Source organism: Acinetobacter lwoffii (genome assembly GCF_024129115.1).
GTDB classification, from domain to species: Bacteria; Pseudomonadota; Gammaproteobacteria; order Pseudomonadales; family Moraxellaceae; genus Acinetobacter; species Acinetobacter lwoffii_T.
In genome coordinates, this window is the sequence record NZ_JAMXXO010000001.1 from 449,596 (window position 1) to 472,545 (window position 22,950).

The 22,950-nt window shown below is 43.1% G+C and carries 18 protein-coding genes; 13 read left to right on the plus strand and 5 right to left on the minus strand.

All coding sequences use genetic code 11. The features are described 5' to 3' along the window. Positions 1 to 197: 197 nt before the first annotated feature. Positions 198 to 1,220, minus strand: a complete 1,023-nt coding sequence (locus NI470_RS02200) for an AraC family transcriptional regulator (RefSeq protein WP_222112425.1) — start codon at positions 1,218 to 1,220, stop codon at positions 198 to 200. Between the two features lie 138 nt (positions 1,221 to 1,358). On the opposite strand from NI470_RS02200, the gene NI470_RS02205 reads away from it, so the two are divergent. The 3 genes from NI470_RS02205 (at position 1,359) to NI470_RS02215 (ending at position 5,344) form a co-directional block, all read left to right on the plus strand. Further along, a complete protein-coding gene (locus NI470_RS02205) occupies positions 1,359 to 2,129 on the plus strand; it encodes a 3-hydroxyacyl-CoA dehydrogenase (RefSeq protein ID WP_253147520.1) in 771 nt (256 codons plus the stop codon). Between the two features lie 163 nt (positions 2,130 to 2,292). Further along, a complete protein-coding gene (locus NI470_RS02210) occupies positions 2,293 to 3,429 on the plus strand; it encodes an acyl-CoA dehydrogenase family protein (RefSeq protein WP_253147519.1) in 1,137 nt (378 codons plus the stop codon). 268 nt (positions 3,430 to 3,697) lie between these two features. Further along, complete coding sequence (locus NI470_RS02215; RefSeq protein WP_253147518.1) at positions 3,698 to 5,344, plus strand: AMP-binding protein; 1,647 nt, start codon at positions 3,698 to 3,700, stop codon at positions 5,342 to 5,344. A gap of 256 nt (positions 5,345 to 5,600) precedes the next feature. Here NI470_RS02215 and NI470_RS02220 read toward each other — a convergent pair whose 3' ends face one another. Next, the gene (locus tag NI470_RS02220; RefSeq protein WP_253147517.1) at positions 5,601 to 6,131 is read right to left on the minus strand and encodes a pyridoxamine 5'-phosphate oxidase family protein; all 531 of its coding nucleotides are present in this window, start codon (positions 6,129 to 6,131) and stop codon (positions 5,601 to 5,603) included. 482 nt (positions 6,132 to 6,613) lie between these two features. Here NI470_RS02220 and NI470_RS02225 point away from each other — a divergent pair, with 482 nt between their 5' ends. The 4 genes from NI470_RS02225 to NI470_RS02240 all read left to right on the plus strand — a co-directional run bounded on the left by NI470_RS02225 (position 6,614) and on the right by NI470_RS02240 (position 9,652). Next, positions 6,614 to 7,384, plus strand: a complete 771-nt coding sequence (locus NI470_RS02225; protein ID WP_253147648.1) for a HesA/MoeB/ThiF family protein — start codon at positions 6,614 to 6,616, stop codon at positions 7,382 to 7,384. A 58-nt stretch (positions 7,385 to 7,442) separates the two neighbouring features. Continuing rightward, the gene (locus NI470_RS02230) at positions 7,443 to 8,741 is read left to right on the plus strand and encodes an ABC1 kinase family protein (RefSeq protein WP_253147516.1); all 1,299 of its coding nucleotides are present in this window, start codon (positions 7,443 to 7,445) and stop codon (positions 8,739 to 8,741) included. 136 nt (positions 8,742 to 8,877) lie between these two features. Beyond that, positions 8,878 to 9,258, plus strand: a complete 381-nt coding sequence (folB, locus tag NI470_RS02235; RefSeq protein WP_004645388.1) for a dihydroneopterin aldolase — start codon at positions 8,878 to 8,880, stop codon at positions 9,256 to 9,258. Next, a complete protein-coding gene (locus NI470_RS02240) occupies positions 9,215 to 9,652 on the plus strand; it encodes a 2-amino-4-hydroxy-6-hydroxymethyldihydropteridine diphosphokinase (RefSeq protein ID WP_253147515.1) in 438 nt (145 codons plus the stop codon). Before folB ends, NI470_RS02240 begins: the two co-directional genes overlap by 44 nt. Before the next feature lie 592 nt (positions 9,653 to 10,244). Here the strand turns inward: NI470_RS02240 and NI470_RS02245 are convergent. After that, positions 10,245 to 10,946: a VIT1/CCC1 transporter family protein gene (locus NI470_RS02245; protein WP_253147514.1), complete on the minus strand. Its 702-nt coding sequence runs from the start codon at positions 10,944 to 10,946 to the stop codon at positions 10,245 to 10,247. Positions 10,947 to 11,222: 276 nt separating this feature from the next. On the opposite strand from NI470_RS02245, the gene NI470_RS02250 reads away from it, so the two are divergent. Further along, a complete protein-coding gene (locus NI470_RS02250; RefSeq protein WP_253147513.1) occupies positions 11,223 to 11,924 on the plus strand; it encodes a DUF1003 domain-containing protein in 702 nt (233 codons plus the stop codon). A 142-nt stretch (positions 11,925 to 12,066) separates the two neighbouring features. Here NI470_RS02250 and coq7 read toward each other — a convergent pair whose 3' ends face one another. Together coq7 and NI470_RS02260 are read right to left on the minus strand one after the other, a co-directional pair. After that, positions 12,067 to 12,702 carry a 2-polyprenyl-3-methyl-6-methoxy-1,4-benzoquinone monooxygenase gene (coq7, locus tag NI470_RS02255; RefSeq protein WP_253147512.1) on the minus strand — a complete coding sequence of 212 codons (636 nt, stop codon included), beginning with the start codon at positions 12,700 to 12,702 and terminating at the stop codon, positions 12,067 to 12,069. 3 nt (positions 12,703 to 12,705) lie between these two features. Continuing rightward, positions 12,706 to 14,025: an MFS transporter gene (locus tag NI470_RS02260; RefSeq protein ID WP_253147511.1), complete on the minus strand. Its 1,320-nt coding sequence runs from the start codon at positions 14,023 to 14,025 to the stop codon at positions 12,706 to 12,708. A gap of 174 nt (positions 14,026 to 14,199) precedes the next feature. Here NI470_RS02260 and NI470_RS02265 point away from each other — a divergent pair, with 174 nt between their 5' ends. The 5 genes from NI470_RS02265 (at position 14,200) to NI470_RS02285 (ending at position 22,915) form a co-directional block, all read left to right on the plus strand. Further along, positions 14,200 to 16,956, plus strand: coding sequence for an autotransporter assembly complex protein TamA (locus NI470_RS02265; protein WP_253147510.1), 2,757 nt, complete (start codon positions 14,200 to 14,202; stop codon positions 16,954 to 16,956). A 35-nt stretch (positions 16,957 to 16,991) separates the two neighbouring features. Further along, a complete protein-coding gene (locus NI470_RS02270; RefSeq protein ID WP_253147509.1) occupies positions 16,992 to 21,512 on the plus strand; it encodes a translocation/assembly module TamB domain-containing protein in 4,521 nt (1,506 codons plus the stop codon). A gap of 324 nt (positions 21,513 to 21,836) precedes the next feature. Continuing rightward, positions 21,837 to 22,040: a hypothetical protein gene (locus NI470_RS02275; protein ID WP_253144591.1), complete on the plus strand. Its 204-nt coding sequence runs from the start codon at positions 21,837 to 21,839 to the stop codon at positions 22,038 to 22,040. 307 nt (positions 22,041 to 22,347) lie between these two features. Further along, positions 22,348 to 22,617 (plus strand): hypothetical protein, encoded by a 270-nt coding sequence (locus NI470_RS02280; protein WP_004278756.1) that lies wholly within the window; start codon positions 22,348 to 22,350, stop codon positions 22,615 to 22,617. Positions 22,618 to 22,774: 157 nt separating this feature from the next. Then, positions 22,775 to 22,915, plus strand: a complete 141-nt coding sequence (locus NI470_RS02285) for a hypothetical protein (protein ID WP_004645377.1) — start codon at positions 22,775 to 22,777, stop codon at positions 22,913 to 22,915. Positions 22,916 to 22,950: the final 35 nt, after the last annotated feature.

Here is a 22,950-nt window from a genome sequence, read left to right on the forward strand (position 1 = left end):
AGAATACAGCCAATAGCAAAGTGCTATAAATTGAGTGAAAAATAATCTATTCTCGGGTAAATTGCAAAGCTTTCCGGGTGACTGTGTAGTCCTGCTAATATATGTTTTGGGGCTTGAAATATATAATCATAATAAAAATATATGCTTATAATCCAAGTATTTTTCGGTAATATTTTTGAAGTCTAAGTTTATATAAATTATCTAATATTATTTTGTCGATAAGTCCCTGGACTGACGCCAGTCCACTTTTTGAATGCACGATGAAATGCACTGGATTCCTGGAAGTTAAGCTGATCACTAATCTCTTGTAAACTTTGTTCAGTACGGGTCAGTAATTCAATGGCGGTATCCCGGCGTATCTCATTTTTTAATTGCTGATAGCTGACACCTTCGCTTTTTAAACGCCGTTGCATGGTGGCTTCAGACATATTCATTTTTAAGGCCAATTCATTCAGTTCCAGCCATTCTGCTGGTGAAACCTGTAGCAATTGTCGGCGAATTTGGGTGCTCAAGGCATAGGGGTTTTTAAAACGTACTAATAAATTTTGTGGGGTTTGCTGAATAAACTGATACCAAGACTGAGCATCCTGTTTAATCGGTAGTTGCAGATAGCTTGCATCAAATTGCACATAGTTTTCGCTGGCCTGATATTCAATCTGTTCACAGAACCGAACTTTGTAATCAAAATCATCTAGGGGTGCTGCGCATTTGAGTTGAATCTGATTGAGTAAAATTCGTTGTCCACTTAACCAGCAGATCAGGGTATGAATCAGCATCAGATACGTCGCATAACTAAACATGCGTTTGGTTGCTTTTAAATCATAAATCACGATATAGGCATAGTGTTCCTCAACCATGAGCGTGCTTTGCAGATCGTCTAAAACCAGATTGAGAAATTGCAGAATGTGTTGCAGCGCTTTTTCCAGTGTATCTGCCTGCATAACCATTTTCGAAAGCAATTTAAAACTGCCACGACGCATGGCATGGCTGTCCATACCAAAAAATTCATCATTCATGCTGTCTGCAAGTACAGTCCATAACTGGGCAAATTGGCTAACCGACACGCGTGCCTTGGGAGCATTCAGTACTTCTGCTGGGATATTGGCTTTTTTCAGAATGGCAGGGACATCAAATTGCAGCCGTTTGGCATCCAGCAATGCTTCGTTCACCAGGTCAATCGAGATGGTGCCTTTGCTATATTCCAGTGCAGGCTTATGCATATTCAGTCTGACATCCTTGTTTTCATTGTCCAAATACATCATGCAAGATGCAATATTTGGAAATTGTACAGAATAAAAACTCTGTTTACTCTGCATATTAAGTCGTATCTGAAATAGAAAAATCGCTAGGAAATAAACATGAACATTCAGGGAAAAGTTATTGTGATCACCGGTGGTGCCTCAGGTTTGGGTGCAGCCACAGCGACTCATCTGGTTGAACACGGTGCCAAAGTGATTCTGGTCGATATGAATCAGGAGCAGGGTGAAGTACTACAGCAGCAACTGGGTGCACAGTCTGAGTTTGTACAGCTCGATGTGACCGATGAACAAGCCATTGAAAGTTTCTTCGCTCATGTTGAAAGCACGTATGGTCAACTGAATGGCTTGATCAACTGTGCCGGGATTGCACCGTCTGCCAAAGTATTGGGTCGTAACGGCATCCATGAATTAGCCATGTTTCAAAAAGTGCTCAATATTAATGTAAATGGTACTTTTAATATGTTGCGTCATGCGGCGGCTTTAATTGCAAAATATGAGTTGCAATCGGGTGAAGAAGAACGTGGCGTGATTGTGAATACTGCTTCAGTTGCCGCTTATGACGGTCAAATTGGTCAGACTGCCTATGCGGCATCCAAAGGTGCAGTCGTCGCAATGACTTTACCTTTGGCACGTGAACTGGCTCGTGAAGCGATCCGTGTCATGACCATCGCGCCGGGCATTATGGAAACTCCGATGCTGAAAGGCATGCCGCAAAATGTCCAGGATGCTTTGGGGCAAATGGTGCCGTTTCCACCACGTCTGGCAAAACCACAGGAATTCGCCCAATTGGTGGGGCATATCTTTGAAAATAGCTATTTAAATGGTGAAGTCATTCGTCTGGATGGCGCAATCCGTATGGCACCAAAATAATTCATTAAATAAACACACTTTCTTTGACTCATCAAAATGGCAATGACGTGTCAGGGAAAGTTGCATGCTGAATTTGCCGAATACATCCAAAAAAACATCAGATTTTGAAAATTAAAAATTCTTTGCTGATGCTGGATAGAAAAAATAAAGAAGGGAAATACCCGTGATTTTAAATGATGAACAAAAAATGATTCAGGACATGATGCGCAATTATTCGCAGCAGAAGCTGAAACCGACGGCGGCCTTACGCGACAAAACGGCACAATTTCCAGCACAAGAACTTAAAGAGCTTGGTGAGCTTGGTGCATTGGGTATGACAGTGGCTGAAGAATGGGGTGGTGCAGGTCTGGATTATGTATCATTGGTTTTGGCGCTAGAGGAAATTGCCGCAGGAGATGGTGCAATCTCGACGATTATCAGTGTGCAGAATTCTTTGCCTTGCGGCATTACCCAGCGTTATGGCACTGAAGCACAAAAACAGCAGTATTTAACCAAACTGGCAACAGGTGAATGGCTCGGCTGTTTCTGTTTGACAGAACCTCAGGCCGGTTCGGATGCCAGTTCGCTGGAGTGTAAAGCCGAACGTGATGGTGATGAATGGGTGCTAAATGGCACCAAGCAGTTTATCACGACAGGTAAACACGCACAGATTGCACTAGTCTTTGCTGTGACCGATAAATCCGCAGGGAAAAAAGGTATTTCATGTTTTCTGGTGCCGACCGATGCACCGGGTTATATCGTGTCACGCCTAGAAGAGAAAATGGGTCAGCATTGTTCTGATACCGCGACCATCGTTCTGGATAACTGCCGGATTCCTGCTGCCAACTTGCTAGGTCAGGAGGGTGAAGGTTATAAAATTGCCTTGTCGAACCTTGAATCGGGTCGGATCGGCATTGCGGCACAATCTGTCGGTATGGCTCGGGCTGCACTGGATGCTGCAGTGGAATATGCCAATGACCGTAAAGCCTTTGGTGTAGAAATTGTGCAACATCAGGCTGTGGCGTTCAGGCTTGCAGATATGGCGACACAAATTGAAGCCGCACGTCAGCTCGTTTTGCATGCTGCAACATTAAAAGATGCAGGCTTGGCGTGTTTAAAAGAAGCATCGATGGCAAAACTGTTTGCATCGACTATTGCAGAAAGAGTCTGCTCGGACGCGATCCAGATTCATGGTGGCTACGGTTATGTCTCTGATTTTCCGGTCGAGCGGATTTATCGTGATGTGCGAGTGAGCCAGATTTATGAAGGTGCATCAGATATTCAACGACTGGTGATTGCACGTGAAGTGTGTCTACGCTGACTGTTAAATTAAAAAAACAGACTTTGATTGATGTTCAAATCCTGCACTTACATTGATGGATATGGAAATTGCAGGATTTAACCGAACATGATGATCTAAAGACATACAGTGCGAATAATCGAAAAATAAGCTTTATTCATGTTCTAGCCATAGGGCATGAATGCAGATTTGAGAAAGTATGCTGATGGAATCAGCAGGAACAACAAATACAAATGGATAAACTCAGGCAAGGTCGCCTGAAAACTACAATAGGAAAGAGGTTGTCGTCATGAAGACACTAGAGCAGGCATATGCTGATTTTAATTTTGAAAATATGGTTCAGGAACATCTGGTTGGAAGCGCAGAGAACATCAATGCTTATACCGAATGTTGTGGGCGTTATCTGGGTCAAAATCGAACTGCACTGATCTGGGAAGGCAAGAACGGTGACGCTGAGCAGTGGACTTTTGAGCAACTGGACTTTGCCTCAGGACAGTTGGCGAATTATATGCATTCTCTGGGTTTAAAGGCCGGCGACTGTATTGCAGGATTGCTGCCAAGAACGCCTGCACTCTTAATTACCATCTTGGCCACCTGGCGGATCGGTGCCATTTATCAACCTTTATTTACTGCCTTTGAAAGCAAAGCCATTGAACATCGTATTAGTACCGTCAATACGCAGTTGATCGTTACTGATGAAGAGCAGCGATTAAAACTTCATGATCTCAATGTCCCGAATATTCTGACTGTGCATCAGGCAGCAGCAGATAATTATCAAGATGCGGATTTCTGGACAGCCTTACAGCAACAGCCAGAGGCGTTTGAACCGGTAAATTGCCAGTTTAATGATATCTTCCTGATGATGTTTACTTCAGGCACCACAGGCTTGGCAAAATTGGTTCCTGTGCCTTTAAAAGCCTTGTTGGCCTTTAAAGGTTATATGCTGCACGCTGTAGATCTGCGAGATGAAGATTCCTTCTGGAATCTGGCAGACCCAGGCTGGGCATATGGACTGTATTATGGCATTGCAGGGCCGCTCAGTTTAGGGCACAGCATCATCATGGATGAGCGTGGATTCAGTGTCGATAACGCCGTACAAATCATTCAAAAATATCAGGTCAGCAACCTGACGGGTTCGCCAACTGCATTTCGCATGTTCTTTGGTTTTAAAGAAAAATTTGATGCAGGCATCACCTCACATTTACGCGTGGTAAGCAGTGCGGGTGAGCCGCTCACGCCTGAAGTGATTCAGTGGTTCAACCATGATTTAAATGTGAATATTTATGATCAATATGGACAGACTGAACTGGGTATGGTGATCGCCAATCATCATGGCTTGGAGCATTATAAAAAAGTTGGTTCAGCCGGTTTTGCTATTCCTGGGCATCGTTTTGCTGTATTGGACAAAGAACATCAGGAAGTAGAAAAAGGCGGGATTGGAACCTTGGCAATTGACTGTGCAGCTTCACCGTTGATGTGGTTTGAAGGCTATGCAGGCCACAACCGCAAGTCATTTGTCGGGCAGTATTATCTCACTGGTGATACCGTGAAGCTGAATGAATATGGCGGTATTGATTTTATTGGGCGTGCAGACGATGTCATTACAACTTCGGGCTATCGGGTTGGGCCTTTTGATGTAGAAAGTACCTTGCTTGAATGTGAAGAAGTGCTTGAATCTGCCGTAGTCGGCAAGCCAGATCCAGAACGAACTGAAATTGTGAAAGCCTTTGTAGTGCTTAAATCGGCTTATCCGGCTACTGAAGATTTGATGTTAAAACTGCAAAGTTATGTACGTTCACGCTTATCCAAACATGCCTATCCGAAAGAGATTGAGTTTGTGGCGTCTTTGCCTAAAACATCGAGCGGCAAGATTCAGCGCAATTTACTCAAACAGCAGGAAATAGCCAAACTTCAAGAGATGAAGCGAGTCAGTTAATTTTCAAAATTCATCCTTTAATTGAATGTTCAAAGGCTGCTATGGCAGCCTTTTGGTTTTTGAGAAAATAAATTTTCTTCTATTTAAAATTAAGCTGAATGTTGAGCTGATTTTCCTAAGCTTATATTTTTAAGAGAGCAGATTGAGGCAAGCCAAAATTATAATTTTATGTCATTACAGTAAAATTACATTAATATTTAAAATGAAATATATCAAAAATTTAGCCTCTTAATTTTAAGAGGCTAAATCTCGGTACTTACCGGATATTGCCTTGTAAATTCACTTTTTGATGTTCTGCATGCGGTTCGCCCGCTTCACCGGTAACGCCGCCTTTTAAGGCTTTAAAAAGCTGGGTGACTTTGTTGTCTGTCACATTCCAATATTCTGCGCTGACTGCTTCTGCAATCAATACCCGTACGGTAGGATCATCCTTGCCTTCAAACCAGTTTTCAGCCCATGGATTCCATAATTGCTCAATCAGAATACGGTCAGTACTGATCTGGGCATGTGCACTAATCGACACATAAATACCATCTGATGGTTTTGCAAAAGACAGACCGATCTGACCACGGCCTGTTTCTGCTGCTTTGACCAGATCATTGGTATTACGCAGGATGAAATATAAGTTTTGACGTTCATTCATCTGCTCGGAGTTCAGCATGGTCATCGGCTGGGAGTGGATTTCATGGGTGTCGGTTAAATGGCTGATCATGGTGTAACGGACATCTTTGATCAATTCCCATAATTTTTCACGATTATCATGTTGAGTATTGTTATGCTCGGTCATGTATGTTCTCCATACGATTTTATGAAAGCTGAAAAGATTGCTTGATATTTTCAGATTAATCATATTTAGAGACAGATGCCTTAGGTCTCACTGAACTCATACATTTTCATACTCAAATACAGGCAGAGACTACAGAATTGCTAAACAAGGCAGTTCTATTTACAGGGTAATTCAATAGCAAAGATTTTAAAAACTTCAGGTTTGACACCTTTTATAAATGAGAAAGAGCTGTTTGCCGGAACCGTTTAATTGAGGTGATTCAAAAAATCTTGCCAAGCCATAGCGGCTGCATCTTGATACCGAACGTTTAGCTGATATGCTATTTGCTTCAACGATTGCCGAACCATTTATTGATGTGCTGTGAATTGAATGTGAGATTGATATTCCAGAGATTTATCAGCCTTTAGAAACTTCAGTAAAGCTAATTTTACGATCATTGTTAAAAATTTTCGAAACAAGGAAAGACGTTGTCTACATTTAACATGGATACCATATCCCCAGAATTCGAACTCACCGATGCTGAACTGCATCTGTATAGCCGTCAGATTCTTCTGGAGGGCTGGGATATTGACGCTCAAGAACGGTTAAAATTTTCGAATGTCTGCATTATTGGGTGTGGCGGGATTGGCTGTGCACTGGCAGAACTTCTGGCACGCGCAGGTGTGGGGAAAATTACCCTGATCGATCCAGATACCATCGAGATGAGTAATTTACAGCGACAACTGGCATTTATGCCGCAAGATATTGGATTTTATAAGGCAGAAACTCTGGCCAAAAGACTAAGTCAGGTTAATCCGAACGTACAAGTTGAATATGTGAATCAGGCCTTGACGGCTGAGAATGCAGCACACCTGATTGAACATCAGGATCTGGTGCTGGATGGCTGTGACCAGTTCGCCACACGCTATCTGGTCAATCAGATTTGTGTGGAGCTGAATGTGCCATTATTGAGTGCTTCTGCGATTGGCTTGCAAGGCCAGCTGTTTATGGTTGAAGGGGATTCTGCCTGTTATGCCTGCCTGTTCCCGCCAGAAAATCAGGCCGATGAAAGTCTGCGCTGTGCAGATTCCGGTGTATTGGCGACCACACCGAATGTGATGGCCAGCTTGCAGGCACATCATGCCTTGTTATATCTGGGATTGGGTCAGATGCCACTCAGACAAAAGCTGTTGTTGTGGGATGGACTGAGTTTTAAACAGCGAATTCTCGCTTTCGAAAAAGATACAGATTGCCCAATCTGTCAGGCAAGATAAGCCTGCAAAGTGAATTTTTTTTGCTACACTGCATTTAATTAATTTTTCCTAAGACATTATGAAAAACAATATCTGGTTAGATGGAATACGTTCAGTTGCCCGTATGGGAGAAACAGCAGTCGTTGCGGCAAAGGCGGGCTTTAAATATGCCACTGAAAAGCCGAGCAATGCCAAACTGATGCGTGAAACTTTTGAATCCTTAGGTTCGACTTATATCAAGCTGGGTCAGTTTATTGCCAGCACGCCGTCGCTGTTTCCACGTGAATATGTAGAAGAATTTCAGGGTTGTCTGGATCAGACTCCACGCTTGCCGTTTAGCTATATCCAGCAAGTGTTGGCTTCTGAATTTGCAGGTCGTAATCTGGACGAAATCTTTGCATCGATTGATGAAACGCCGTTAGCTTCTGCATCTATTGCACAGGTGCATGCGGCCAAACTGGTGTCTGGCGAAGATGTCGTGATTAAAGTACAAAAACCAGGTGTAGAAACCATTTTGTACACTGACTTGAATGTGCTGCATTGGGCAACCAAGTTGCTGGAAAAAGCAGTCCCGAAAGTTAAGTTTGCTTCACTGGCTGATATTGTCGAAGAAATCAAAAACCGTATGGTACGTGAAGTCGATTTCATTGAAGAAGCACAGAATCTGGATGATTTTGTTAATTACCTGAATATCACCAACAATCAGGCAGCCACTGCACCTAAGGTTTATCATCAATATTCGACCCGTCGTGTGCTCACCATGCAGCGTTTATACGGTGTGCCTTTGACAGATTTTGAAGTGGTTAAAAAGGTATCCAAAGATCCATCTCAAGTACTCATTACCGCGATGAATACCTGGTTTGGCAGCTTGATGATGTGTAACAGTTTCCATGCCGATCTGCATGCAGGCAACCTGATGCTGCTCGAAGATGGCCGTGTCGGTTTTATTGATTTCGGTATTGTGGGTCAGCTTAAGCCTGAAGTATGGACGGCATGTATGGCATTTATGGATTCATTGCAACATACCAATTATGAGCTGATGGCGCAAAACATGCTGAAAATGGGCATGACCGCTGTGCAGATTGACACCAAAGTTTTGGCTGCTGATCTAGAGCGTTTATTCAGTGGCGTGTTGATGGCAGATCCACAGGAATTGTTAACGTCGAATCCTGCTGATCTGAACGATATCATGATGGATATGGTGGCTGTGGGTGAGCGTCACGGGATCCGGTTCCCGCGTGACTTTGCCTTGTTGTTCAAGCAAATGCTGTATTTCGACCGTTTCATGCGTATTCTGGCGCCGTATACCGACATCTATGCCGATCAGCGTTTGCAGATGGTACAGAGCATGGATCCGAATCTGCTGTTAAAGCATTAATTTAATCCCTCCCGACCTCCCTTTCTAAAGGGAGGAGTTTCTCATTGCTTGATAAAGTAGAAGCGATAAAAGTCCCTCTTTATAAAAGAGGGATTTAGGGAGATTAGTTGTAAATATCATATTCTCGAGCAATCCAATGGACGCCATTATTATTGAAGGTTTAAAGGTTGAGACAGTCGTGGGCTGCTTTAACTGGGAGCGTCAAATTATTCAGCCTCTAATGCTGGATTTGACCATTCAAACCGATTTAGAACAGGCATCAAACTCAGATGCACTTGCAGATACACTGAATTATGCAGAAATTTGTGAGATTTCCAGCAAAGTCATTCAAGACGCCAAGCCTGAATTGATTGAACATGCAGCAAAATTAGTGCTGAATGCACTTTTTACTACCTTTACAGCAATTGAATCGATTAATATTACGATCCGTAAGCCTGCCATTATCGCGCAAGCCAATTCTGTAGGGATACGTCTTGAACGCCACCGAAACGATTTTCGCCCTAGCATTAGCGAGTAATTGTCATCCTCAGCAACATTTTCAAGCTGCACAGCAACGTATTTCTGAATGGGGAGAAGTTCAGTTTTCTCCCATTTATATGATTCCTTGCCGCGATGGCATCGGCGCAGATTACTGGAATGCAGCGTGTTTATTGCGAAGTTCGGTGTCCAGTGAGGAGATGATTGAGTTGCTCAAACAGCTGGAACAGGCATCAGGGCGAGTACGTCCATCCCATCAGATTACTTTGGATGTTGATTTGATTGCCTGGGGATCAGATCTTCAACATATGCAGTTCAATGAAAAAAAATTGCCCTTGGCTCTGGATGTGAAAGTGCCCATGTTTGATGTTTGGCATGATGCCATGTTTGAACATGGATCACATAGCTTTCCAACAGTTGAACAGCTGATTTAAATCAAATCACCTAATTTTCTGCTAATACAATTTATCTAGTACGAATGGTTAACTAGCCTGATCAAGCAAGATCAGGCTTTTTTTATGATGCAGTTTTTTGTTTTTAGAGTAAAAGAAAATTCAGATAAGATGAGATGCTTAAGTTTAGAAGTCATTTAAAAATGAAAATATTGGAAATTGTGGTTTCTGTGATTTTAATCCTCGGGATTCTTTATGTAATCCAATGAGGATTTCATGGTTTCCCAACAGGGAATTAATATTTGATTGATTAAAGCTCTGGAATTTACTCTAAGATTAGTAAAAACCCTCAAAGCAGTAAAAAAGCATCATCGCTATTTCACTTTTTCTTGTTATAAAAAATGATCAGCAATACGATAATGATCGCCAAGATGGCAAGAATGATGGTAGTTTCCATAACAATACCTCTCATGCATAGATCTTAGGTTTTAAACATCTAAATTAAAACCGAACATATATTAATTAAACTCAAGTTTTGTTAGAGCGGCTAGTTTTTGAAAAAACATTTTTCAGTGATGTTAATACAAGAGCCGCTCAATCCTATTCTTTGTCTAGCTAAAAAATAAACACATATTTAGGCAACAGACACATTAAATAATGATCCGATCCATGCACTGAATAACATGGCGATAATTCCCCAGAGCATCACCCGAACTGCACCTCTCCAGACACTTACTCCACCGGCATAGCTCGCCAGTGCACCCATCATCCCCAAGCTTAAAACACCAATCAGCATAACGCCTTTATCCAAATAGTGTTCCGGTAAAATCATGATTGAAATTAAAGGAAATAATGAACCTACCGTAAAGGCCATGGCCGAAGAAAATGCAGCGAGAAAGGGTTGGGCAGAGGTATGTGCTGAAATACCAATTTCATCCCGGGCATGGGCATCCAAGGCATTATGGTCGGTCAGCTTTTCAGCGACCTGTTGTGCCAAAGCGGGTTCCAGACCTCGTTGTATATAAATCGTTTTGAGTTCATTTAATTCATGCGTGGGATGGCGTTGCAGTTCGCGCCCTTCCATGAGTAGATCATTGGTTTCAATATCTTGCTGGGATTTAACCGAAATATATTCACCGGCCGCCATTGATGCGGCGCCAGAAATCAATCCGGCAACACAGGTCACCAATAAAATTTCAGTGGATGCTCCACTGGCTGCGATACCCACCACCAGACTGGTGACCGAAATAATCCCGTCATTTGCCCCCAGGACAGCTGCACGAAGCCAGCCCGCACGTTCGATATAATGTTTTTCAAGATGGTATGAATGGCGCACAATGAAGCCCTTTTTTATTATCATTATGATTATAGTAAATTTAAGTCATGTATAGATAGTAGGATTGAATCGATCTGAAAATTACCTTGAATGATCAGGTCATCGTGCGCTTGGTTAAGTATTTTATCAATCCAAAATAAAACCGAGGTGAAATTCATTTATTCAAAAGACTAGACGGACGTGAGATATAATGATATCCAAGGGATCAAACTTATTTAATAAAAACAATTATATAAAAATTATAGCTGAGTGAGCTGGTTTAAAAAGAGAATTATCATGAAAGAAAAAAATGAGAGCCATAAATGTTTGGTGTGCGGCAAGCACTTTCTTCTGAAAGATCTTACTCCGATGGGGACGGTCAGAAAAGTCATTACTGAAGAGATTGGCAAGGATATTCCAGTCTGGACGCCGCAAGATTATATTTGTCAGACAGATCTAACCCGCTATCGCATGCAGTATGTACATTCATTATTAAGTCTGGAAAAGGGTGAGGTCACAGACCTTGAGGTCGAAGTGATTCATAGCATGCATCAGCATGAACTGATCACCAAAAATGTGGAAACGGAATTAGAGCAAAAATGGACCTTGGGTGAAAGGCTGGCCGATAAAGTTGCAACTTTTGGTGGAAGCTGGAGATTTTTGATTTGTTTTACAATCTTTCTGGGGCTGTGGATTGTAATTAATACGGTTGTTTTGGTCACTCGACCCGCCGATCCTTATCCCTTTATTCTGTTGAATTTAATCCTATCCTGTCTCGCGGCAATTCAGGCCCCTATTATTATGATGAGCCAGAACAGGCAGGAAGCAAAAGACCGCTTACGTTCACAAAATGATTATCAGATTAATTTAAAAGCCGAGCTCGAAATCCAGCATTTGCATGAAAAACTAGATCATCTGTTGCTGCATCAATGGGAAAGGCTGGCTCAAATACAGGAAATCCAGCTGGATTTACTCTCTGAAATGAACAAGAAGTATTGAAAGTATAAGACGAGGAACCTCTATTATTTTATGGAGTGATCTTGAGGCATGATCACATAGTTTTAACCGGTTAATTTAGATCAGGATTTGAGATGTATTAAAAAGCCCACAAATGAGTGGGCGAAAATTAAAATAGTGTAATTTAAATAAAATAGCTGGTTTTGGTCATTAATTTGGAAATGGCCGTCATGGTCATTTTTACCGGAACAGGCAAGTCTACACCGCCAGCATTCAAAGCTGTATCCCGATGATGCAGTTCATCTTCGTTCATCTGTTCCAGAATACGGCGAGAACGTTCATCCTGAGGTGGTAACTGGCTAATATGATGCTGTAAATGCATGCTGACTTGACGTTCTGTTTCAGCCACAAAACCCAGGCTGTATTTATCGCCTGCAATTCCGGCAATCGCGCCCATACCGAAGGAAAGACCGTACCAGACCGGATTGAGCAGACTGGTATGGCTATCCAGTTCTTTTAAGCGGTCTTCACACCAAGCCAGATGATCCTGTTCTTCAATTGCCGCCTGTTCCATTTCGCGACGCACATTCGGGAGTTTCGCCGTCATGGCCTGACCATGATACAGCGCCTGTGCACAGACTTCACCACTATGGTTGACCCGCATTAAACCTGCCACATGACGTGCATCACTGACCGTTAACTGCGTTTCTACTGGCTGGGCTGGATTTTCACGTTGAGCTGAAGTCGTGCCCGGGACTAGACTGCGTAATGCCTGGTCAAAAGAATGAATCATTTTATCGAGACCTGTATATTGACGCATGAATTAATCCTCCAAGGGCGCTTGTGCAGTTTTGATCATCGGTTTTAGACGGTAAAGTAGCCATAGGGTAAACAGGCCACTTAATACTGCGGTAATACAAAAAAGTATTTTAAGATCAAGCTCTAAAACACTCAAAATAATAATCGAGAATATAGCAGAAGATACCATGAAAACGGCATTCAGAATGTTATTTGCTGCAACCACACGCGCACGATGTGAGCGAGGAGAATGCGCCTGCATCATGGCATACAGCGGTACAATATAAAAACCGCCACTCACCCCGAGTAAGGTCACTGCTAGCATCACATGATAATAGCTCCAGCCCTGCTGAAAAACTTCTGCTAGACCGATTAATGCACCTGTACGTTCCGGAACAAAAGCCAGACTCGCGGCCAGATACAGGGCAAAGATCACAAGACCGATTGCACCAAAAGGCACCATTTTAATATTGACCTGGCTGCCGCCAATTTTACGGCACAGGAAAGAACCTAGTCCGATTCCGACAGAAAAGAAAGTTAGCAACAGACTGGCGACATTTTCCGAGGCATGCAGATTTTGTAGTGTCAGCTGTGGAATCTGAGTCAGATAGGTGGCACCATAAAACCAGTACCATGAATTGCCCAGTAAAATGGTAAAAACTAAAGGTAAGCCTTTGGCATATTTCAAGGTTTGCAAACTGGTACGAAAAAAGTTCCAGTCAACTTGCAGCTCAGGCGCGGGAATGCTTTGTTTCAGGATATAGCGACTAGATATATAACCCATCAAGGCGATGCTGATGATGGTTAAACTGATCCAGATCAGGTTGCCGGCGGAAGCTGCAATAACTGCACCGCCCAGAATCATACCGAACAGGATTGCCAGAGAAGTTCCGGACTGGAACAGGGCATTGCCGGACATCAGTTCATTCGGTTTTAGGACTTCAGGTAAAATGGCATATTTAATCGGACCAAAGAAAGTGGACTGGGTGCCCATCAGGAATAAGGCAAATAACAGAATCCATAAATTGCCCAGCAGGAAACCGATAGTTCCCAGCAACATGATGATAATTTCCAGAAGCTTGAGATAGCGAATCAGCTGTGAACGTTCGTATTTGTCGGCAATCTGACCGGCAGTGGCTGAAAAAATAAAATAAGGCAGGATAAACAGTAACGCCGCCAGATTATTCAATGTGCTGATGCTGGCCGATTGCTGTTGAATCCAGCCATAAGTGATAACCAGCAGTAACGCCTGTTTAAATACATTATCGTTTAATGCACCAAAAAACTGCGTCAGAAACATCGGTAAAAAGCGCCGAGAAGCTAACAAATGTTCATTTTTGTTCATATAGGCCGTGCTACATTAAGTTTTATTAAGAAATGTCAGTTATGCGTAAACATTGAGAAAAATCATGTAAGATACTTTCAGCCATGTAAAGGTAAAAACCAATTAATTAAGCTCCTTAGCTTATATTTTTCGGTCAAATAATCAATTAAAGAATGTATTCGTTTAGAGTTTGCTATGCCTGCAAAGAAAAATTTTAAAAAAACGATGCTAAATCGCAGTATGGGGCCTCTCATACCACAGCATAGTGGTATGCAGCTTTGTATGAGCATCTTTTTTATGATGTTATCCCATCAGAGCATGGCACAAACCGAACAGCCCGAAACGCCCGTGGCCATTTCTCAGGCAGAAATGGTGGACGAGCTATCTAAAGAAGCGATTCGTCAGGGTGTGGCCACGTCCGAAACGGAAGCGGAAGAAAAAATTGAAGAAGCCTTGGAGCCTGAAGTTCCAGTGGACAGCATGTTGATGCTGGAACAACAGCAAAATGCAGGATCTGGTCTGGGTGAATTTACGCCGATCGAGTTTGATGATCTGGAAGATCTGCCAGTACAGACTATTGATCAGAACATGGCGAATGAAATTTACCAGGTAGCCGAGCAAGCCAAACAGGAAGCACAAAACTATCGCAATACTCAGACCAGCGAAACGGTGGTGGCCGATATCAGCCAGCAAGAACTGCTGGAAATTAATCAGGCGCCGGTTAATGTCGACCAGTTGATGCAATCGATTCAGGCAGACAGCCAGATTATTGTACAAAATAATGAAGCCGGATTGACCTTGCCAGAAGTGCCAGGTCAGCTTGTGGCTGAGGATGATAAACGTCCGAATCTGTTCAAACGACTATTTTATAAAATCCGTCCTCCACGTCAGATTATGACGGCAAGAGTTCCTCGAATTAGTGCAGATGTGGTGATCATAAATGGGCAAGGTGTTGCACAAAGTAATGGTATGCTGAACCGTAAAGATGTGCCTGAAGGCCATCTGAATTTAAGAAATAATGTCAAAGCCAAATTATCCAGTTTTACCCAAGAGTCTTTTGGCGACTTTAATTCGGCTTTGCCGCAATTACGCACCTTGTCCAGACAGGCAGCGCAGGCAGTGGGTTATTATAATGCCCAGTTCAGGTTTGAAAAAATCTCTGACAGTCGGGTTCAGGTTTTTGTGACCCCGAATGAACCTGTCTTGATCAGCACTCAAAATATTGAATTTACTGGAGAAGGTGCGGAACAGCCACAATTCCAGGTCATCAGTCTTTTACCTGAACAGGAAGAAGGCGATATTTTCAATCATGGCAATTATGAAAAAACCAAAACACGCATTACCACAGCAGCCAATAACAATGGTTATTTTGATTCATTCTGGCGTCTGCATGATGTAAAGATTGCCCAACCACAAAACACTGCAGATGTGAACCTGCGTTTTGAAACGGGTGAACGTTATAAATTAGGCAATGTCGAGTTCAGAATGAGCGATCCTGAAAAGGAATTTCCGCTGGACCGAGACGTACTGGAAAGCCTAGTCACCTGGACAGATGGTGCAGATTATACCTTCTGGCGGGTCAATAGTCTGGCCAACAATCTGACCAACTCACGCTATTTTAATTATACATTGGTGGATGCGATTCGCCCTGATCCGCTTGATAAAGAGCTGGAACTGGCACCCGATATTCAAAGCCTGATTGAAGAACAGAAACGGAGTGAAGATCAGGCTGCTACGATGCAACCAGCTCGCTCGGTATCCTCTTCTCAGGAAGTGACCCAGAATGTCGTGGATGAAGACCAGTTTGCCGGTAGCCGCGATCAGGAAAGCGCAAATTTAAGAACTTTACGGGTTGAGCAGCAAACCAAAGAGAATGAACAGGACCGTTTAAAAGTACAGGCACGGGAAGAGAAAAAGATTCCAGTGATTGTGACTTTAAATGCAGACCGTTTAAATAGTGCTGAAGTGGGTCTGGGTTATGGCACAGATACCGATATCCGTTTACGTGGTCAATATCGTCGTGCCATTGTGAACAAGCGTGGACATTCGTTTGATGCCAACATGGAGCTATCAGGTATCCGCCAATCCATTGATGGACGTTATAACATTCCCTATCACCATCCGCTGAATGACTATGTCAGTATTGTGGGGGGGTATGAGCGTGAAGAGCGTGAAGGTGTCGCACAGGGTGAAGGCCTGTTGATTGAATCGGCAGTCTTAGGTGCAGACCGGATTATCAAAAATCCACGTGGTAGCTGGCAGCGGACTTTTGGCGCACGTTATCGTCTGGATCGTTTGAAGCAGGATGGTTCTGTCGATTTTAACCAGATTCCAGAAGCTTTTCGCTTTAATACCGAAGATGAGCAGCAATCGCTATTAGTCGGTTATGAAGTTTCACGTACCGAGAGCGATCGTCGGGTCAACCCAACCAAAGGTTTTAAGCAGACCTATAAGATTGAACTGGGTAGTGAGGCTTTACTCTCTGATGCAGATATGGCCATTGTGAATGCGGGCTGGCGTTTTATCTATTCATTGGGTGAAAATGCAGATCATCAGTTTGTTGGGCGTGCCGACGCGGGTTATATTTTTACTCAAGATTTTGCCAAAGTACCGTATAACCTGAGATATTTCACTGGTGGTGACCAGAGTATCCGCGGTTTTGACTACAAGAGCCTTTCTCCGGAAATTGACGGCTTTAAAGTGGGCGGGCAGGCCTTGGGCGTGGCTTCATTAGAATATAATTATCAGTTTAAGGAAGGCTGGCGTGCTGCGGTCTTTGCAGATGCCGGAAATGCCTATAATAAAGAATTCAGTAATCCGACCGAATATGGCGCGGGTGTGGGTGTGCGTTGGGCTTCACCGATTGGGCCAATACGTATAGATGTTGCGACTGGACTGTCTGATGACAATTATCCGATTCGTTTACATTTCTTTATTGGATCGCAGTTATAAAACATCATTTTAAAAAATAGTTATTTGGGTAGATCATGGTCGAGAACCAACCACAGCCAGAACAAGAACCACAAGATAGCGTTGTTCCGAAAAAGCGCCGTATATTCAGAAGCATCCTATTGTCGGTGCTTTTTTCGCTGATTTTTCTGCTGTCTGTGCTGGCTCTACTGTTTTCGACCAATCAGGGCAGTAAATTCCTGCTGGATCAAGTGCTAGAACGCCAGCAAATTATTCAATATGAATATGAGGGCGGTAATTTATGGCGTGGGATTATTCTTAAAAATGTGCTGGTCAGCCTGAAACCAGTCGATGTCAAAATTGATCGTGCTGATGTAAAACTGGGTTGGCGCGCGATTGTCAAAAAAGAAATTCATCTGACTGAAGCCGATGTCCTCAATCTGCAAATTATTAACAAGCGACCTTCAACGGGCGAACCATTCAAGTTTAATGCCATCCGTTTGCCTTTTATTTTGCGCGTTGATCATTTACTGCTGGATCATCTGGTGATTAAAACCCAGACCAATGCAGTCGATTTCTATAATATTGAATTAAATGAGGCACTCTGGTCCGGCACCGAATTAAATTTTGAAGATTCCCGGATGGATATGGGCTATCTGTCAGTACGTGAAGCCACGGGTAAAATGCAGTTTGAAGGCAAATACCCTCTAGATGCCACGGGCATCGTCAATCTGCCTTCCTTAAGAGACAGCTTGAATATTCATGATATTCAGGTGAGGGCACGTGGAACACTGGACACGATTCAGGCTGGCGTAGCGACCAATACGCCTGATTTATTAACCGGTTGGGTTATCGTGCATCCGATGCGTCCTCAGGTACCGATGCGCGGCGAGTTGAAGTTCAAAGATTATCACTGGCCTATTCTGGCCGAACAGAAACTGTTTACCAAAGACGGTATTGCCGAGTTCAATGGTGATATCAAGCGTCTGAACCTGAATGTCCAGACTGACCTGATTGGGGAAAATATTCCGCAAGGCCAGTATAGTGCGGTGATGTATACCGATCTGGTCAATCAGCTGAATATTACCGATTTGAATGGTCAGTTAATGAAAGGTGCAGTTAGCCTTGCCGGGACAGTGGGCTGGAAAGATCGGGTCAGCTGGGATCTGGCTGGGCGTTTGAACGGGATTGATCCTAAACATGAGCGCATTCCGCAAGTCGTACAAGATTTCTTGCCGCCAAGTCTGGATGCGAATATTGCTTCTGTGGGTAACCTGGAAAATGGCCTGCACCTTACTGGACTGGTTGATTTCGACCGCTATGAAAGCTGGAATCTGAAGCTGGATCAAAATCCGGTCAAAGGCAATAAAGTACAACCGATGCTGTTAGATGTTGCCTGGAAAAATATTGATCGCGCCGTACCTTATGTGGGCTGGCTCAGCAGTCAGTCTGGCGATGTTAAATTGGCATTGGTCGAAGGTCAGCAGAATATTCATGTGGCGACTAAAGTCGAGCAGCATGAAGAAGGACTTCTACCTGCAGGCATGTACCAAGCCAAGCTCAATCTGAACAAAAATATCCTGAATGTGCCGAGCTTTAATTACAGCGCCAATGCAGCAGGCAGCTTAAGCGGCAATGCACGGATTGAACTGCCACAGGAAAAACGCCAGTTAAAATGGGCCGCAGTATTAAATGCCAAAAATTTGAATACCCAAAGTATTGCGGCAGCTTCACCGGTAGATCGTTTGAATGGCCAGGTTAAAGCCAATGGTTATGCGCAACCGAATCAGCAGATTATCAAACTGAATAGTGTCGACCTGACCGGACGACTAGCGGAGCAAAATGAAACCGTACGTTTGACCGGAAACAGCACCATTGCCTTGTTATTCCATAATGAAAAAGCGGGTGGCGGATTTAAAGGTTACGCGATGAATTATGATGGTGCTTTAAATGCCAGCCAGCTTAAAGCCAGTCAGGGTATGCTGAAACTGCGCGTTTCAGGCACCCCGGAAATGTTGAAGATAAATGAATTCCGACATGATGGTGTGGCTGGCAAGATTAATGCCAGCGGTCTGGTCAATCTGGCGAATGGCATTGGCTGGGATATCAACGCATCCTTAATCCGCTTTAAGCCGCAATATTTTAATGCCAAACTCAAAGGCGAATTGTCAGGCAATGTGCAAACCCAAGGGGTGTGGTCAGATGCCTTAAAACGCATTCAGATTCAACGCTTAAATCTGGCCGGTATGCTGAATAACAAACCGGTACGTGGCACGGGTAATTTATCGGTCATCATTAATTCGAACCAGCGCGGTTTTGTACCACAGCAGTTTGAAGCCAATAACCTGTTCCTGTCTTATGCCAGCAACCAGATTCAGGCGACCGGTAATGCACAAAATCTCCAACTGAAAGTCAATGCGCCGGCACTGTTTGAGCTGTATCCGGGCTTAAGAGGTCGTGCGCAGGGCTATATCAATATGCAGGCGCAGCCACGTTTGCAGGCTTCGGCTAACCTGTCTATCGACAATTTTGCCTTTAAAAACCTGTTTAGCGTGCAGAAAGTTCGTGTTCGCGGACAGTTGCCAACATCGCAAAGCACACCAACCTTATTGACCGCAACCATGGATCGCCTGCGTAGCGGTTCACGCGAGATTGTACGCGGTGAGATATCACTGGCCGGTACCCGTGCTGCGCACATTCTCAAAGTGCAGGCAGAAAACCGCCTGTCAAAATTCTTTGTGCAGCTCGCCGGTGGCTTTAATGCCCAAAATAACTGGCTGGGTCAGATTCAAAAAGGTGATTTCGACTCTTTACGTGCTCGTCTGGTGCAGCGTCAAAATGCAGCAGTGATTTATAACAGTGCTCAATCGGATCTGTTCATCGGTGCTCATTGCTGGATGAGTCAGCAAAGCCAGCTATGTTTTGATCAGCCGATTCGGGTCAACAAAAACCGTGGTAGTGCCTCTTTTATTACCCAAAACCTTGATCTGGAAGATTTCAGTGCATTCCTGCCTGATGGATTGGCGTTGACGGGTAAAGTCAATGGTTATGCCAAGGCTGCCTGGTCACAAAGTGCTAAACCTAAAATCGACGCGCGTCTGGTGACGCGTAATGGTGTGGTAGGCTTATCTTCCGAAGATCCAGATTATTTGGGTTCTACCCTTAAATATGATGAAGTCGGTCTGGTGGCAAAAAGCGTGGCAGATGGCTTGCAACTTCGGCTGGACGTTAAAACCCCGGATATCGGAACCGGCTATGCCAATGTCATCATTGATCCATACCGTGACAGTAAACCGATGCGTGGCGAAATTGCCTTTAACCAGGTACGGCTCAAAGTCTTTAAGCCATTTATTCAGGACATCCGTAATCTGGACGGGATTTTATCTTATGCCGGAAAAATTAGCGGAACTTTAACGGATCCTTTGCTTGAAGGTGAGGTTCGTGTCAAAGATGCTTCAATCAGCATGATCTCCCTACCGGTGAATTTGACCAATGTACAGCTCTATTCATCCATACGTCAGAATTCGGCCAGCATCAATGGCGCATTTAACAGTGGTCGTGGTGTGGGTAAATTAACCGGATCGGTCGACTGGAAAGGCGATCCGCGAGTGCAGTTAAAACTGCAAGGTGACAATCTGCTGATTCGTCAGGCACCATTAATTACTGCTGTGGTGACACCTGATTTGACTCTGGACATGTATCCATTTAATAAAAAACTGAGTCTGAGTGGCACAGTCGATGTACCGCGTGCGCTGATTTCAATGCCTGAAGCCTCAGAACCTGTAGTCGGTTTATCTTCAGATGTACGTGTCGTACATGAAGGTGATGATCAGCTGGCGATCTTGAAGTCTGCACGTCCTTGGGATATCCGGGCAGATGTTGCTGTTTCTTTAGGCAATCAGGTGATTTTCCAGGGCTTTGACAGTCGTATTCCACTCTTGGGTCGAGTCAATCTGTCACAGCGTGGTCTGGAAACCGCAATGCGTGCCAATGGTGCAATTGGGGTATCACAACGAGTGAAAATCGAAGCCTATGGCCAAAGTCTGGACCTGAATCGTGCTATCGCCCGTTTTAATGGTGAACTTACCAATCCGACACTGGACATTGATGCTAATAAATCGGTTCAGGGTAGTACGGTCGGGGTACGGGTAACAGGGACGGCATCGAGTCCAAGTATTCAGATTTATAATGATGCGGGCTTGTCAGAACAGGAAGCCTTGAATGCCTTGATTACCGGTCGTGTTAATGAGGGTGTATCTGGTTTAAGCCAGGCTGAAGGATTTAGATCCGATGTGAATAATACGATCGCTGCTGCGGGGATTAGTTTGGGCTTGGGTAGCACCCGCGCACTGACCAACCAGATCGGGCGCAGTTTTGGCTTAACTGGTCTAGCTCTGGATGCTCAAGGTACAGGAGATGATACCCAGGTTTCTGTGACTGGTTATATTACGCCTGATTTATATCTTCGCTATGGGGTCGGGGTATTCACACCAGTGAATAAGCTGACTTTACGTTATCAGGTAAATCAGCGACTGTATCTGGAAGCGAGTCAGTCTTTAGAACGTGCGATTGACTTGTTCTATAATTGGCGATTCTAATCTCATTAAAAAAGCCCTAATTTTAGGGCTTTTTTAATTTGAGATAGCACACAAATTTTATTGGTCATACAGTAGATTGATTTATGGATCAGCAGAAGCGTTAATGTCTGAATTCAATCCCTCTATATATACGACAATGAAATCACGAGTAGAGAAAGAATTTAGGATGAGACTTCAGGGTAAAGAAAACTGATCGTCGTATAATTCAGTTATCACATATAGAAAATCAATTAAAACATGCAATAACAGACTGAAAATCAATAAACCCATAATAAAAATAGGTGTATATTGAAAATACGATTTCACGCATAAGAGCATCTTCGCATGTCGACTAAATTTATCATCCGTTTTGCTGCGATTCTATTTTCTGTACTTATTTTGACTGCATTCGTCATTCAATTTTTCTTTAAATCGGATGTAACCGTAGTTCTATGGATTTTCGCTGTACCTTTCATTTTGGGTATTCCAATTTTGGCTTCTATTGTATTGACCACCAATGATGAACTTGATATTCATAGCGTTAATTAGGCTTGAACCTTAAAGTGACGTATTTAAAAACATCTGATCTTTGCTGATAGAGCAGCTGACATTTGCACTTTTTTCAATAAAACAGACTTTATTTTAGAGCAATGCGAGCCAGTTAAGCATGCATTAGAAAATGTAGTAAAAATGAGTGTATGTTTACGCTCATTTTTTATCAGGTTACTCCAGAATTTGGATTTAACTCTCAAATCATCATGATTTACATAAACTCTAAGAAATAAGGGAATATTCTTATCATTATTCATTCAAAATAGGTCTTCATCATAAAACTCATCATTTTAGAGAAAACAGAATGCCTAAAAATAATTATCTATCAGCTCTAGAACAAGTTTATGACTTTTTAAAGGAACGACCAGGTTTTAAGGATAAAAGTGAATTTGATAAAGCGGTAGAATATTTTAGAACTCTACATGAAAGTGATCCTCTGGATTTCAGAGTTCAAGCACCGAATACTGTCGCTGGAAAATTTGGGGCTAAAGAGACTATAAATTTAGGGTCTATGCCAGAATTCAGTAATAAGGAAAATTTCCTTAACTGGATAGATACACAAATTAACCACTAGTTGAAGGACTTTAAGCAAACTCAGCATGCGGCAGGTTTTCATTTATTATTCATACATTCATTAACATGTAGTACAGAAAACAATCGAAACTGAGTTGGAAAACTACAAATTTGAATGATAACTTTATATTCAAATCTTCCCAGTAAAGAGGTGAGCAATGAAGTTGTTGACTTTGGTTGGTATGGGAGTAGCAGCGAGTTATTGTTATAAAACTATGAAAAATGGCAAGCTTGCTCTTTCAAAACCTGACTTTGATGAAAGTGTAAAACGATTTGTACTGCAAGAATTTGCAGCTTAGTTCTTCACGATATATTTTCCAAAAAGGCTCATCGG